We start from the raw sequence: 13,337 nt of genomic DNA, 5'->3' as shown, positions 1-13,337 counted from the left end.
GTTACCGGCCGAGGCCGCGCTTGCGGCCGAGCATGAGATCGAGGCCGCCGCCGCTCCGGACGACGCCCGACACCTGCTGGCCAAGCTGGCGTTCGAGGCCGTTCGACCAGGGCACAAGGCGGAAGCCGAGGCCGTCATCGATCATGGCGAAGCGACCCGAGGCGAGCGCTAGGCGCTGGCGCACGACGCCCGCGATCTTTTCGCCGGGCTCCGTTCTGCGGTGGGTCAAACCGGTCTCGCTGGCGAGTTTCGCGCCGACCTTATCGATCTCGCGCTTGCGTAGCGTGTCGAGCATCCCGCGCTCGAACACGGTTCTCTCGCCGAAGCGCCGAGCCAGCCCTTCGCTCACGAGATGGTCGGTGCGCGCATCCATGGCGCGGCGCACCTCGGCACCAAAGCCGGTGTCCGCTACATCCTTGCCGCGCTCGATGAGCCGATGGTCGAGCCAGCTCGCACCCTCTGCTTTGACTTGGCTCTTAAGATCGAGATCGGAACGTGTAGCGAGGAATGGCATCGCCCCCTTGCCGTCCCGCCTTGCGATCGCGCGCAGCTCTACGATGCCGCCGAGCGCCGGGCTGTACTCCAGCGCCTCGATGCCCGGCATGCGGACATGATGCGTGCGGCCGTCGGTTCCGTCGATCACGGCATAGGCTGTGCCGGTCAACTCGTCTTGCAATCCCTTGTCGATCAGCCTTCCGGCGATCGGTTTCTCGGGCGCGCCGATCACGACGGCATAGCTGTCGAGCGGTCGATCCTGCCCGTGATCTTTCAGCGCCGCGCCAATCGTGCGGATGATGTCGCCACGCGCGCCCAACTCGCGCAGCTTGGTTTGTGCACCCTCTGCAACGGCCCAGTCGCCGGGCTCGCTTTCGGCGGCGAGACCCATCGTCTCCAGATATTGCAAGCGACCGATCATCAGCCGGCGGAGGCGCGGATCGTCCGGACCGGGACGTTCGGGACGCAGATCGATCACGCCAAGTTCGTCGGCAGCGCGGCCGATCTCGGTATCGAGGCGGGTCCAGCGTTCGGCCGTCAAATCGCGATCGAGGGCGCGCTGGACTTCGTGCTCGGGCTTCGGTCCCAGCTCGGCGAAGGCCAGCTCCTCGGCGCGCGAGCGCAGCCCTTGGCCGATATAGTCGCGGGCGATGACGAGATCGGCGCCATGCTCGTTGACGCCGCGCAACAGCAGATGGACGTGCGGATTGTCGGTGTTCCAATGATCGACCGCGATCCATTCGAGCCGAGTGTCGAGGTCCGTCTCCATCTGGCGCACGAGATCGCGAGTGTATTCACGCAAGTCGGTCAGCTCGGCTGCGTCCTCGGGCGAGACGATGATCCGAAAGTGATGCCGATCATCCTTGCAGCGCTCGGCGAAAGCGGACGTGTCCGCCCGATCAGACTCGGCATCGAACATGCGCGCTGGCGAGCCATCGCGGGTGACGCCTTCACGCTTCAAATAGGAGACGTGCGCGGACAGCGGCGCCATGCGCCGCCCGCCGATGCGGTGGCGGACAGGCAGCGCTTTCACCAGCACGCGCCGGCCCGAGCCGAACAGACGGCTGCGCGCGAAGGCCGTGCGCCCTTGGCCGAAGTTCGACTGGCCGCGTCGGCGCAGTCCGCCCCAGCCCGCACGCTTCGCTCCACCATGGAGTGCGGCGACGCGCAGCACCTCGGCGACCAGGCCTCGCGTATTGCGCGCTCCCGCCTTGCTGCGCCTCGCCTTGCCCGGCCGGATGCGGAAGTCGTGGTCCTCGCTCATAGCCGAACCGCTTTCCGCCAAAAATCGCCTATGGTGCCATGAATTGCATTGTTTTTGCTGGCCTTTTCCTTCCGAGCGGCACGCTCGTCGACCGACGCCCTCATGTTAAGCCACGGAAATCCATAGACTTTTCGGCGAAACGGGGTGCGCCTTGTATCTTGCAATCGTCTCCCACCCCGTTTTCCAGCTCCTCCTCCCTTCTGAACAGGTGGAGATATGATGACGCAGACAGCCGGGATCATTGCGGTCGGCCCGTGCCGGCGCGAGGGACGAACAGCGTGTCCGTCGGCGCGGGTGATTGCAGCGCCGACGCGTCATCGTGCACGGTTTGCGCACGCTCAGACTGCATATCGCGAGCACCGTCAGATGCAGCGACCATGCCGGTCGGCGGCGGCGTGGGAGACAGTCCGGCGGTGCTCGCAGTGCGAACGAACAGTCCGGCGCGGCGCCAGACATGCGGATCGACAGGCGGCGCCGTCACTACCTGCGCGGCGCCCGAAGAGCCCGATATCGACGCTAGCCTTCTAAGGTATGCGCGCGTCTCGGCGGGAAGCGGACGTTCGCGCGATAGGTACTGATCGTAGCGACCCGGCCCCGCGTTATAGGCCGCCAGCATCGCGGTCACATTGCCATAGCGGTCGTACATCGACCGCAAATACGCTGCGCCCGCCATGATGTTATCACGCGGGTCGAACGGATCGGACCCGAGGCGATGGCGTACGCGCAGCTGTGCCCAGGTGCCGGGCATGATCTGCATCAGGCCCATCGCACCGGCGTGCGATATGGCGGTACGCCTGCCGCCGGACTCGACGCGCATCACCGCCCATATCCACGCTGCCGGGATGCCGAAGCGATGGGCGCCTTCGGCGACGTGGCCCGCATAGGGATGGCTCGCCGACTCGCGGTTCGCAGGCATATCCTGCGCCCGGACAATGCTGGGCGACGTGAAGCCAACGAGCAGCAGGATGGCAGGGAATAGATGGCGCGAGTGCACAAGCTCAGTCCTGGCCGCGGCGCGGTTGCGGCCGGGTCCAGCGCAGCACCCAGGAACTCTCGTCGACCTCGTTGCGGAACAGCGCGGCACGCAAGGGTTGCGCGAAGGCGGGATCGTCGATGCGCAGCGAGACATAATCGCCCGCACGCTCGCCGGTCTCGTTCCAGCCCGCGCCGATCTCTGGACCTTCGGCATCGGAACCGCGATGGACGCGCCAGTCGGGTGCTTTGTCGGCATCGTTCCGTTCGGCCGGAACGATGGAGATACGAAGATCGAGGGTTGCCGTCTCGATCATGCCTTCATAACCATTGTCGGTGCGGATGAAGTTGCCGATCTGCATGGGAATGTCCTTTCGTGGATTGGATGGGTTGCGAAATCAGGGGGTGTTGGAGCGCCGTCCGATCGGCATGCCGGAGGCGTCGCGGCTGGAGATCGGGCGTGCACGACCGAGCACGGCGGACGCATCCAACGGACCAAAATAGCGGCCGTCGAGACTGTCGGGATGCGCAGGATTGAGGAGGAAAATTTCGTCATCGCGAAGCGTGCGGCAGCCCTGCCAGACAGGCAGTGGACGCCCGAGCCTGTCGCTGGAAAGTGCGATTGCAACCGGGCGCGCATCGATGCTGACGATGTCGCCGATACGGCATATACGCGCGCCGGACTTGGCGACGACATGCTTCAGAAGCGGTACGTTCTCGCCGAGATAACCACGCTCTGTCATCCAGCGCGCGAGCTGCTCGGGCGGCGCGACCGCGACCAGCGAACCAATTGGCGGATCGCTATCCGGCGTGACGCGATAGAACCCGATCGGAACGCTGGCGCTGGCGTTCCAGATGACGCGCGGCAGCGGATCGGTGATCGCAATGGCGGTATAGCCGGCAGCGAACAGCGATGCGGCGATCGCCGTCGCACGTATGTAGAACCGGCGGGTCATCCTCCGGTCTTCCGCCGCTTGAGCCAGGCACGGTGGCGCTCCAGCGTGTAAGGTCGCGGCTCCTGTCCGGCGGTGATCCGGTTGTGAACATGGCGCCAGTGATCGGGCGCGGCGTCGCACGGATCGACGCCCGCCGCATCGGTTGTATCGATGGCGGCGAGCACCTTCGAAACCTTCGGCCAGCCCTGGATAGAGAGCAGAATCTCGCCACCGGGACGAACAAACGGCAGCGTCGTGAACGGCTCGTTCGCGGCAACCGCACGCACCACATCGATGCGCGACATGATCGTTCCGTAATCGTTGGCCGCCCAGCGGACGAACGCGAAGATCGCACCAGGACGGAAGCTGACGATACGCCGACGGCGATCGATAATCTGATCCTTGGCCACGCGGCCGAAGCGGATCCAGTGCTCGATCCGCTTCTCGATCCAGGTCAGTTCGACATGCGTCAGACCGTCCGGATCGAGCGTTCGGAGGCTCACCGGCGCGCGCGTCATTTGCGGCTCCGGGCGAATGCCGAGCCTTCGCGCGGCAGGAGATCGTCCTGGCCGGGATCGCTGGTCGAATGCTTGATGCCGAGATCAGCCCAGGCTTGAAGATCGTCGACCGAATAGATCACCCGCCCGCCGATCCGGCGATAAGCAGGGCCGGTTCCGAAATAGCGGTGCTTTTCGAGCGTCCGGCCGGACAGGCCGAGAAAGCGCGCGGCTTCGGGCGTCCGCAGATAGCGCGGGGGAAGATTGTTCGTCGTATCGGCCAAGGTCATACTCCTGCGGTCACGGGCGGCAGGAGGCGTTTGTGGCGGATCGCGAGCGGCGCGATGGAGTATGAAGATCTGCGATGGCGCCGATGTGACCACCCCCGCCAGAATCAGCGGATGCGCAACAGCTTGCGATAATCGCCGTTCATTATGGCCGTGGCGTCCCGCACGAGCCGGATGACGAAGGAGCGTCCGGCAGACGATTTCCACTCGGTGGCGGGCAATTTCGCATCGTCATCGCGCCCCAGCGCCACCGCGATCTCGCGATAGGTCGCGCCCGCCTCGCGCAAATCGAGCGCGCGCAGCATCAGATCGAGGCGCGCAAGCCGATAGGCGCTGAGCGGCCATCCGCGCGGCGGCGGGCCCGGTTCCTTGTCGAACAGGCGACGGTAGAAGCGCAGCAGGCTCGTCATTCGTGTGACGAAATCCTTGTCAAGCGGAACGATCGCAGCGAGAGGTTTGTCGGGTGCGGGATCGCGCAGCCACAGCCAGTGATCACCGGCGTCGTCGGCAACGACGACATGGCGTCCGTCGATGCCTGCATCGTCGACAAGCAGCGCGCCGAGCGAACGCGGCTCGACGCCAATTGCAGCGTCGAACCCTTCCGGCGCTGTATCCAGGATGACGGTGACCGCGGTCAGCTCAGGACGCCAGACAATCGTCCTGTCGAGGTCATCCGGCGCATAAGCGAAAGGACAACCCCCATCGCCGGGCGAAGGCCGCCTCGGCGGCTTCCTCGGCGACGGCACCGCGCGCGATGCGTTGTCGCATCCGCGCGTGCTCGGATCGGTATTGTCGATTGCGCTTCAGAAACTCGGCTGCGAGTTCTGCGCGACCGCGCGCCGGGGACTTGTTTGCCTCACGTCGCTTCGATGATCTCGGCATGGCATCCTCCTGACCGCCTTTGATGCGATCTTGGAACCGCAGCGTGGGCTTCATGGATGCGAGCGGACAGCGCCGAGTCCGCACCAAGCGATGCGCGGACGGACCGGTCATTTGCCCAAATTCGGACAAAAAGTTAACGCTTTAGCGTGCCTTGGTGGCCCAGAAGTTGCGCATATCCAACCTCGGTCATCCACCGCGCACGGGCGAGATGGCTGGCATGCATTCGTTCAGCCCGCGCAGGTTCGGAGGTCGGATCGATCTCGAAGAGAACGACGACAGTCTCGCGCCAGTCGGTCCCATCATCCTCGGCATCGAGCAGACGGAGATAGTCGGTCAGGTGGTCATCGTCGTACGGCGTCAGAACCGGTGCATCGGGCGCCTGATCGTCAAATCTGCATTTGGTCATAGCGCGCCCCGCTCGCACAAAATGTGTTAACCACAATAGAGCAAATACCGTGCTGGACTATGCGCAACTACTGCATCGCTGCATGCAAGGCGCGCAGTAAAGCGCCGCCCTTTCTTGCGCAATCGCATGGCCCTACGCGATCAATAGCGATCTGTTGATGCGGTTGTTCGGAGAGCCCACCGCCGCTGCCGCCGAGTCGTTGTAGAGAATACTCCGTGGCGGAATACTCCACAAGCGTGGCCTCTCGGCTGCATGGATATCCGCGAGGTCTTGGCTGGCAATCTGAAGCGTTATCGCAAGGCGGCGGGTCTGTCGCAGGAGGAACTTGCCCACCGGGCCGACATCGACCGGACCTATATCAGCTCACTCGAACGCTGCGTGTATGCCGCCGGGATCGATGTGGTCGATCGCCTCGCACGCGAACTCAGTGTGGAAGCCGCCGATCTATTGAAGCGCCCAAAACGCGATGAAGGTGCGTAAGGCGCAATAGAAAAATGACGAACAGCCCCGCCCGGGCGTACCCGGGCGGGGTGTCGGTTCGGCTCAGTCACCGTTGCGGCGACCGTTCGGGCGGGACCAGATGAGCGAGTAGCTCTCGCTGCCTTCGTCGTCGAAGAGGTTGGCGTAGATGGGGGCGGTGAAGCTCGGATCGTCGAGCTTGAGGCCGAGATAGTCGCGGCCTTCGTTCGAGCGCTTCTCCCAGGCAGCGCCGATCTCCGCCTTGCCGGCGAACACCCGGTGTGAAGGGGCGTTCTCGCTGGCGCGCGTTACTTCGGGGATGATCCGGACGTTCTTCGCCTGGACTGAGAGGGTGACGATCTCGCCGGAGAATTCTTCGCCCGCCTTCTTGAAGGTTCCGATGGTAGCCATGTTCAATTCCTTTCCGTCTTTGCGAGCCGCGGACTTGCGGTCTCGACGGGTGATCGAAAGGCCGGGATGGGCGTCGCCGCACCCAGGTCGGGGTCCCCAGAAAGTACTACTTTCTGGGGTGGGCGTAGGGCCGAAGCGCAGCGGAGGATGGCGGAAGGCGGCTTTCTTGAATCGCGAGGAATGACCGAAGGTCAGGGGAAGAAAGTTGCCGATCCGCCGTTGCGGTTAGACGACCGAGGCGCAGCCGTGCCCGGGCAGATCAGACCCGTGAAGAGATCGCAGTCAGTGGCGTGCTGGCGGACGTGGGAAATGGCGACCGGATTACAGGCGTCGGGCCGAGAAATCATGCGAGTAAAATCGGTCAGCGTACGGCGTTTTTGCGTTCGACGATATCGTGGAAGCCCAAACCGAGCATCGGCACCTTCATCGTGGTTTGGCTGCAAAGTTGGACACTCCGGAACGTCTCCTTTCAGCACCGCCGATCTGGATAGCGGACGTTCCTTGCGGTGATCCAATCTATCTTGGTGCGGAGATCCTGCGGGGTGGCAAAAAATTTCACGCTCTCGGATACGATCGAGCATGCGAACGGCGCTCACTTCGCTTTCGCTCCGTTCTATGAGGTTTGGAAAAAACCTGTCCCCGGCCATTAGGGTGAGTTGCCGAAGGGTACTGACGGTGTCCAGGAAGAGGTCTAGGTGTCCGGTGCGTCGGGAATGAAGCCAACCCGATCGCCGGGTTCGGCCTCATTTCCGGCAAACCACTCATAGTGGACGGCGGCGGCCACACTGGCAGGCGGCTCCTTGTTCTCGACGATGATGACCTGCACATCCTTGGCAATTTTGGTGAGTGATTCCCAGAAAGCTGCCTCGACGCCGGAGCTTACTGTGCTGTCAGAACCCTTCACATCTCTCGCACCCCGCCGCTTATAGCTGGTCAATGGCGAGTCGATGATCACGACCCCCGGATGGGGTAGATTCTTCTTCTGACAGTGGCGAACCAACGCGATCACGAAGGCTGAATACAAGACAGCTCGAAAGCCCTTCCCGTGCGACTGTCGAGTTTGCCCATCGACCTTGATGTCGAAATTCTTCTCGTCAAACTCGACACGACCTTCGCCTTCCCATTTCCATTCTTTGAGAACCGCTTCGACTTCCTTACAAAATGCCAGCAGGGAAGTTCCGGGCAGGCTTTCCCACTGCTTTTTGGCCTTACCCTTACTAGTGTTACTCTGCTCGATTTCCGCTTTGAGCGCGCGCAAGGTTTCGACCTGGTCGCTCGTGTTGCGGGCAGTTTCCAACTCCAGTCGCCGCCCATTGAGGCGCCGAAGCTGCGCGGTGCTGTTCGCGGCAGCAGGTTGCAAAATGCTGGCCAGCCTGCGTTCGGCACTCTGATACGCGGCTAGTGCATTCGCCCTTTCCACTTCGCGCGCTTCGCGCCGCTGTTCCAAGCTGCCAATGGCGTCTTCTAGGTCAGCACGCTGAGCAAGTATTTTCGCGGCTTCCGCTCTGGCGGCCGCATAAACCTCTGCACTGGCTTGCGCAGCCTTATGGGTATGCTCGTCGTCCATATTCTGGCCGCAGAGCGGACAGGCGATGGTTTGCAAACCATCGAAATAATGCGCCCCTTCTGCGACGAAGTCCAAACGGCTCAGGTCGGAGGTGTAATGCTCGCTGAGGAGCTGGTATCGTGTCAGCAACTGATCAATTGCCAAGACTTGAGTTTCGGCTTTGGTTCTTATTTCGCTCGCGGTGTCGCGCTCATTCAGCAAGGTCGCGCGTTCTGTTTCGATCGCGGCAAGCTCGTCGGAGACCCTGGCGATTGCCTCATCGATTTTCTCAATGGAATCCTCTGTCTCATCGGTCGGCACAGCTTGGAGCTGTTGTTCTAATGGTGCCAACAGGTCATCGATCAGCGCGACTTGGGCATTCAAACGAGCCGTGACGATCGCCTTCTTTTCACTGGCGACGACACTGGAGTCGTCCTTGCCAGAGAGCATGTAGGCGAACATGCGCTTCCGCGCCGTCTCATCGAACCCTCCCCGCCCAAGAACCGGTGACTGCTCTTCGATCACGGAGACTTCGTCGACGATTATCGTCGGCAAGAATGTACGGATGGTGAGCCGCTGAACTTTCCCATCGTTATCCTTGCGGAGCATGGCTTCCTTGATGCCCGCGAAAGGAAACAGAACCGATGTTACGTCATCAGCCTTGCTTGTGCCGTGCCGCCGGTATGCGATCGCCTCGCCATCTCCGTCGATGGCGTCGATCTGGGATCGATGCGCCTTAAGATCGCCGCCCGCAAGGCTGCGAACCAAGGTAAGATAGTCGCCTGCCGTGTTTTGAAATTCGACTTTCAGTTCGTCATAGGGCTCGGCTTGCGGGATCCGCTTTTTCAGCTCCTCGGCTCCGAAAATGTAATCGAGGCAATGAAGCAGATAGCTTTTGCCGGTGTCGGATTCACCGGCGATGACGTTCGGGCCGGGGCCGAATTTGACGGAGGCGTCTTCAACATTTGGACCGCTTAGGCGTATTTCCCTGATCTGGAGCATTACAGTTCCAGCTCCTTAATCGCCGTCAGACAATCAAATTCCGCGCCCCAGCGGCCCACGTTCTCGGTCATGTAACTTTCGAGCATCTCGTCCGTGTAAGTCGCAAAGTGTGAAACCACCCAGGCCGCCCGCGCGCGCAGCGAGGATGCATAGGCGGATACGAGCAATTTTAGGAACGCGCCTGTGAGCGCAGTGGCACGATAGCAAATGCCAGTAGGTTCGAATTTCTTCTCCAAAAGCTCCTTCGCGAACATTGCGTCGAGACCCGCAAGTACGAGTTCGCGCTTCACCAGAAGCTCTCCTCCTCTGAACGGCACGGCGGGGTGAAGGCTCGCCGGGCCGCCCTCCACATCGCCGGAATGGACGAGAAGATAATCGTAGGACACCAGACGCTGGAGATCGAAGGCTTCGCCCTTGGCTTCATCAAGGACGAAGAGAAGCCGTAGCCCCGACTCTATCGGGGTGTTGAAGGGTCGTGCCTGTTGATCCGGCAAGCTCATTTGTCGCACCACCGGACTTGCCCTTCGTTCGCCATCTGATGGCACATACCTTCTCGGTCGTTCGGGAGAACGTGAGGCTCGAGCACGTGTTTGCTGAGCTGTATGTTCTGAGACGCCCTAACGGTTTGGATCAGCCGCGGATAGCCGCCAGGCTCGCTCGTGTGCCAGTGATACAGGCCATCGTGGAACTCCTTCAGGAGGGTATCAAAGAACGCAATGTCGGCCATCTGATCCCGCGCCAGCTCCTTGAGGCCTTCGGCGTGATAGAAGGTCAGGCGTGACCGATCGAACAATCGGCGATGCTTTTCCGAATGCAGGAAATCGGTCAGATTCGACACGGTGTGGCCGATGTCAGTTGAAATCACTTCCATGAGCTGCGTGACATATTCGTTCTCGCCTGGTGCCACCTCGGATGGCGGCTCGGGCGGCTTCGGGCGCTCGATCAGCGGCGCGCCGAAAACAGTTAGATGATATTTCGTCTGGGCGTGTTCGTTCAGAAGGGTCAGCGGCTGCTTCGCACGGAAAGCCGTGAAAGGGACACTTTCGATGTGGGCCTTGAGTTCGGCCGTCAATTCGAGCGGATCTTTGCGGATTTTGCTCCGGCAATGCTCATCCCAGCTATCGATGATGAACTTTCGGAGATCCTCAGGTTTATCCAGCAGGTCCTGGAATGGCGAGGTCACGCCCTTATGAGTTATGAAGTGATACTCTTCCGGAAAGGTGTAGTCGCCACGGTGGCTGTAAAACAGCACCTTGCCGATTTCTGCTGCCGCTGTGCCAGCCCCCAGCGCTGAGCCGTAGTGTTTGCACTGATAGAGCGTCCATTTGCGGGCCGCGACGGTGTTTGGATCATGCCAGGCGATCACATCGCGGCCCTTATCGCCTGCGCCACCGCGCTGTTGAACCTCGACGATTTCTGGTCTTTTCACGGCCAGATAATCGGAAGCCCATTCCAGGGTGAAGCGTTCGAACTCCGCAGCGCTGAAATTTGCGAGACGATCGAGTGGCGATATTGGCAATCCGACGCCCAAACCGAGCAAGCGTGCGTTCGCACCCGGCCACGGCGTGGGCGGCTTCAACTCTTCTATTTTGCTCGCCGTCTGGTCGTTTCTGCTTTTCGTCACGAAGCCCCCGACCTGATACTGCCTTTGTCGGCCGTTTTTTGCCAGAGGTTTGATGTCCGACGCGCTGGCTCACCTGTATCGGGCAAAGCGACCGCATCGCATAGCCGCGGTGGCTCCGACGTACCCAATCCGCAGTCTGGGGTCATGGCAGTCGTGGAGCAGCCGTGCCGGAGAGCGTTCGTGTTCGACGCGAAAAGCGGCGAGGCCCACGCGTTCCTCGCCATATGGTGGCGGGCCAAAGCATTGGAGCGCTCGCTCGAACAAGCCGTGAGGGAGCCTTTACCGTCGAGCCTCTAAACGGGTGCAGTGCCGGTCAGCCTATTTCTAGGCTGACGACAGCTATTGCGCCTTCCGCATCCAAAAGCGGCCTGTCGCGACCCCACTAAGCGGATGTCAGGGCGGGATTTGAACGGGAGGCGGCTTTCAGGGAGTGAATCGAGGCATCGGAGCGAGCGCTATGTCGGCGGTTTCCGGAAAGTGCTTGGTGGACGCGGAGCAGGGGATGCGGCTAGGCGGCTTGAGGTCATGAATTGCGGCGCAGGTTGCTCTCGAGCAGGTGGGCGAGGACGCCCTTAGTATGCTCGTCACAGAAAGCTGCCGCGATGGCGTTCGCAGATACTGTCTCAATCCCCAGACTTGGGTGGGCCTCAAGCGCGAGGGCGTGCTCCTTGGCGAGATCGGTGCCGAAGAAACCAGGATCGTCCGTGCCGAGCACAATTGTGCAACCCGCATCTGCCAGCCTTCCAACCGGATGCTCCGCCACCGAGCGGTAGAGGCTGAGGGCTAAGTTGCTGCCGAGGCAGACCTCGAGCGGAATCCGGGCCTCGGCTAGCTGCCGCATGACGTCCGGCGACTCCACTGCTCTGATGCCATGACCAACGCGGTCGAGACCCAGCGTCTCGATTGCCTCGATCACCGTGTCGGCTGGCCGATGTTCGCCGGCGTGCGCGGTGGCGCGCAGGCCTTCTCCCCGCGCGATACGAAACGCCTCGGCGAACTCGCCCACATCATGCTGATGCTCGTCGCCGGTCAGTCCGAAGCCGACCAGCATGTCGGATTGAATTGAGGTAGCCATACGTGCTGCCTCGACGGCGGCTCCCGGCCCGAGATGGCGGACCGCGGTAGCGATGAGGCGCGAACGCACGCCCCATTCCTCGGCGGCCCGGTCAGCTGCGGCCCCGAGAGCCTTCAACTGATCGGGAAACGGGACGCCCGTGCGAGCGAGGTCCGGCGGTGACAGCATAAATTCCACGTAGCCGCCGCCCAGCTCCGCGCACCGTTTAAGATAGGAGGTCGTGATTACTTCGAGGTCGGTGGCGGACTGCACCACAGAGGTGACGAGGTCGTAAGCCCTCAGGAAGGTCGTAAAATCGTGCCAGCCATATCGCGCGTCGGCGAGGATGGCCTTGGGGATCGCGACAGCGTTGCGCTCCGCAAGGAAGAGTACGGTTTCCCTGACGAGCGTTCCCCGGAGATGGACGTGAAGGTCGACTAGCATAAAGGGCGGCGATAAAGGCCATCGCAACGAAGTGGAAGGCGGGATGCGGATCAGATTTCTCTCGAAAAATGAGCATAAGATCGATGAGGCACGGAAGATTCTTGAGCCGCTAGGCGCCGAGGTGATTCCGATCAGCGTCGCGATCGATGAGATCCAAACCCGCGACGTGAAAGCAATCGTGCGAGACAAGGTGCTGCGTGCCTTCCAACGCATCGGACACAGGCTCTTTGTCGAGCAGACGTGCCTCTATATCGATGCGCTCAACGGCTTTCCGGGTGGCCTAACCCAGCCGTTCTGGGATTCGCTGGAGGCCGACCGGTTCTGCGAACTGTTCGGCCATGGGGAGAAACGCAGCCTCACCGCGAAAACTTGGATCGGCTACTGTGACGGCAGGCGGATCCATCACTTCGAGGGCGAGATTCGCGGCACCGTTGCATCGGCGCCGCGGGGTGATCCCTCCTTTCAATGGGACTGCGTATTCGTCCCTGACGGACATGAGCAGACGTTCGCGGAGATGGGTGAGGGAAAGAACGACATATCGATGCGCCGGATCGCCCTGAACGCGTTTGCGGAACATCTGCAGGGGAAGGCCGATGCTTGATATGCTTGCACGAGAGGTTCGGGATCGCAGAGTGATCCTCTTCGCAGGAGCGGGCTTGTCTCGGCCGCTCGGTCTCCCGTCGTGGGGAGAGCTGATCGAGCACATGGCCGGAGAGCTGGATTTCGATCCTGCCATTCTGGTCGGCCCAGGTGCGGACTATCTGCAGGTGGCAGAATTCTACAAACTACGGAAGGGGAGCATCGGAGACCTACGCAGCTGGATGGACAGGAGCTGGAACGTAACCGACGAGAAGCTGCTCGCCTCGAAGGTCCATCGCCAGATCGTCGATCTCGGATTTCCCCTCATCTACACGACGAACTACGACAGCAATCTCGAGCGAGCGTTCCGACTGCGCGGACATGATGTGTCGAAGATCGCGTCGGTGGTCGACATCGCGGATGCGAAGCCGGACCACATCCATGTCGTTAAGTTTCACGGTGACTTCTCGGACGACAACT

At 61.7% G+C, this 13,337-nt stretch carries 17 protein-coding genes; 3 read left to right on the top strand and 14 right to left on the bottom strand.

Annotation, left to right across the window (positions count from 1 at the left end; translation table 11 throughout):
* Position 1: 1 nt before the first annotated feature.
* From GQO94_RS16695 to GQO94_RS16660, 9 genes are all read right to left on the bottom strand, one after another.
* Positions 2 to 1,759: a relaxase/mobilization nuclease domain-containing protein gene (locus tag GQO94_RS16695; protein WP_156842577.1), complete on the bottom strand. Its 1,758-nt coding sequence runs from the start codon at positions 1,757 to 1,759 to the stop codon at positions 2 to 4.
* A gap of 238 nt (positions 1,760 to 1,997) precedes the next feature.
* Positions 1,998 to 2,675: a lytic transglycosylase domain-containing protein gene (locus GQO94_RS16690; protein ID WP_156842576.1), complete on the bottom strand. Its 678-nt coding sequence runs from the start codon at positions 2,673 to 2,675 to the stop codon at positions 1,998 to 2,000.
* Between the two features lie 82 nt (positions 2,676 to 2,757).
* A complete protein-coding gene (locus GQO94_RS16685; protein ID WP_156842575.1) occupies positions 2,758 to 3,093 on the bottom strand; it encodes a DUF736 domain-containing protein in 336 nt (111 codons plus the stop codon).
* A 36-nt stretch (positions 3,094 to 3,129) separates the two neighbouring features.
* Positions 3,130 to 3,687 (bottom strand): S26 family signal peptidase, encoded by a 558-nt coding sequence (locus GQO94_RS16680; RefSeq protein ID WP_156842574.1) that lies wholly within the window; start codon positions 3,685 to 3,687, stop codon positions 3,130 to 3,132.
* Positions 3,684 to 4,184 (bottom strand): DUF2840 domain-containing protein, encoded by a 501-nt coding sequence (locus GQO94_RS16675; protein WP_156842573.1) that lies wholly within the window; start codon positions 4,182 to 4,184, stop codon positions 3,684 to 3,686. The genes GQO94_RS16680 and GQO94_RS16675 overlap by 4 nt, the downstream gene beginning before the upstream one ends.
* Entirely contained in the window at positions 4,181 to 4,453 is a 273-nt protein-coding gene (locus GQO94_RS16670) for a helix-turn-helix transcriptional regulator (RefSeq protein ID WP_156842572.1), read from the bottom strand. Before GQO94_RS16670 ends, GQO94_RS16675 begins: the two co-directional genes overlap by 4 nt.
* Positions 4,454 to 4,557: 104 nt before the next feature.
* Positions 4,558 to 5,196 carry a DUF2285 domain-containing protein gene (locus GQO94_RS16665; RefSeq protein WP_232332986.1) on the bottom strand — a complete coding sequence of 213 codons (639 nt, stop codon included), beginning with the start codon at positions 5,194 to 5,196 and terminating at the stop codon, positions 4,558 to 4,560.
* Positions 5,120 to 5,332 carry a transcriptional regulator domain-containing protein gene (locus GQO94_RS21070; RefSeq protein WP_232332985.1) on the bottom strand — a complete coding sequence of 71 codons (213 nt, stop codon included), beginning with the start codon at positions 5,330 to 5,332 and terminating at the stop codon, positions 5,120 to 5,122. The genes GQO94_RS16665 and GQO94_RS21070 overlap by 77 nt, the downstream gene beginning before the upstream one ends.
* A 133-nt stretch (positions 5,333 to 5,465) precedes the next feature.
* The gene (locus GQO94_RS16660; protein WP_156842571.1) at positions 5,466 to 5,738 is read right to left on the bottom strand and encodes a DNA -binding domain-containing protein; all 273 of its coding nucleotides are present in this window, start codon (positions 5,736 to 5,738) and stop codon (positions 5,466 to 5,468) included.
* Between the two features lie 252 nt (positions 5,739 to 5,990).
* Between GQO94_RS16660 and GQO94_RS16655 the strand changes: the two genes are divergently transcribed.
* On the top strand, positions 5,991 to 6,218 hold the full coding sequence (locus GQO94_RS16655; protein WP_156842570.1) for a helix-turn-helix domain-containing protein: 228 nt from the start codon (positions 5,991 to 5,993) through the stop codon (positions 6,216 to 6,218).
* A gap of 63 nt (positions 6,219 to 6,281) precedes the next feature.
* On the opposite strand, the gene GQO94_RS16650 is transcribed toward GQO94_RS16655, so the two are convergent.
* The 5 genes from GQO94_RS16650 to add all read right to left on the bottom strand — a co-directional run bounded on the left by GQO94_RS16650 (position 6,282) and on the right by add (position 12,278).
* On the bottom strand, positions 6,282 to 6,608 hold the full coding sequence (locus GQO94_RS16650; RefSeq protein ID WP_156842569.1) for a DUF736 domain-containing protein: 327 nt from the start codon (positions 6,606 to 6,608) through the stop codon (positions 6,282 to 6,284).
* A 691-nt stretch (positions 6,609 to 7,299) separates the two neighbouring features.
* Positions 7,300 to 9,156, bottom strand: a complete 1,857-nt coding sequence (locus GQO94_RS16645) for a hypothetical protein (protein WP_156842568.1) — start codon at positions 9,154 to 9,156, stop codon at positions 7,300 to 7,302.
* Positions 9,156 to 9,656 (bottom strand): ABC-three component system middle component 2, encoded by a 501-nt coding sequence (locus GQO94_RS16640; RefSeq protein WP_156842567.1) that lies wholly within the window; start codon positions 9,654 to 9,656, stop codon positions 9,156 to 9,158. Before GQO94_RS16640 ends, GQO94_RS16645 begins: the two co-directional genes overlap by 1 nt.
* A complete protein-coding gene (locus tag GQO94_RS16635) occupies positions 9,653 to 10,780 on the bottom strand; it encodes an ABC-three component system protein (protein ID WP_156842566.1) in 1,128 nt (375 codons plus the stop codon). Before GQO94_RS16635 ends, GQO94_RS16640 begins: the two co-directional genes overlap by 4 nt.
* Before the next feature lie 523 nt (positions 10,781 to 11,303).
* A complete protein-coding gene (gene add, locus GQO94_RS16630; protein WP_156842565.1) occupies positions 11,304 to 12,278 on the bottom strand; it encodes an adenosine deaminase in 975 nt (324 codons plus the stop codon).
* 43 nt (positions 12,279 to 12,321) lie between these two features.
* Here add and GQO94_RS16625 point away from each other — a divergent pair, with 43 nt between their 5' ends.
* Both GQO94_RS16625 and GQO94_RS16620 read left to right on the top strand, forming a co-directional pair.
* Complete coding sequence (locus tag GQO94_RS16625; RefSeq protein ID WP_156842564.1) at positions 12,322 to 12,879, top strand: non-canonical purine NTP pyrophosphatase; 558 nt, start codon at positions 12,322 to 12,324, stop codon at positions 12,877 to 12,879.
* The coding region (locus GQO94_RS16620) for an SIR2 family protein (protein ID WP_198046009.1) at positions 12,872 to 13,337 on the top strand (466 nt) is incomplete at its 3' end. The genes GQO94_RS16625 and GQO94_RS16620, both read left to right, overlap by 8 nt.

Origin of the sequence: Novosphingobium aquimarinum (assembly GCF_009746585.1) — a bacterium.
Taxonomy (GTDB): domain Bacteria; phylum Pseudomonadota; class Alphaproteobacteria; order Sphingomonadales; family Sphingomonadaceae; genus Novosphingobium; species Novosphingobium aquimarinum.
This window is presented reverse-complemented; position numbering and strand designations above follow the sequence as displayed.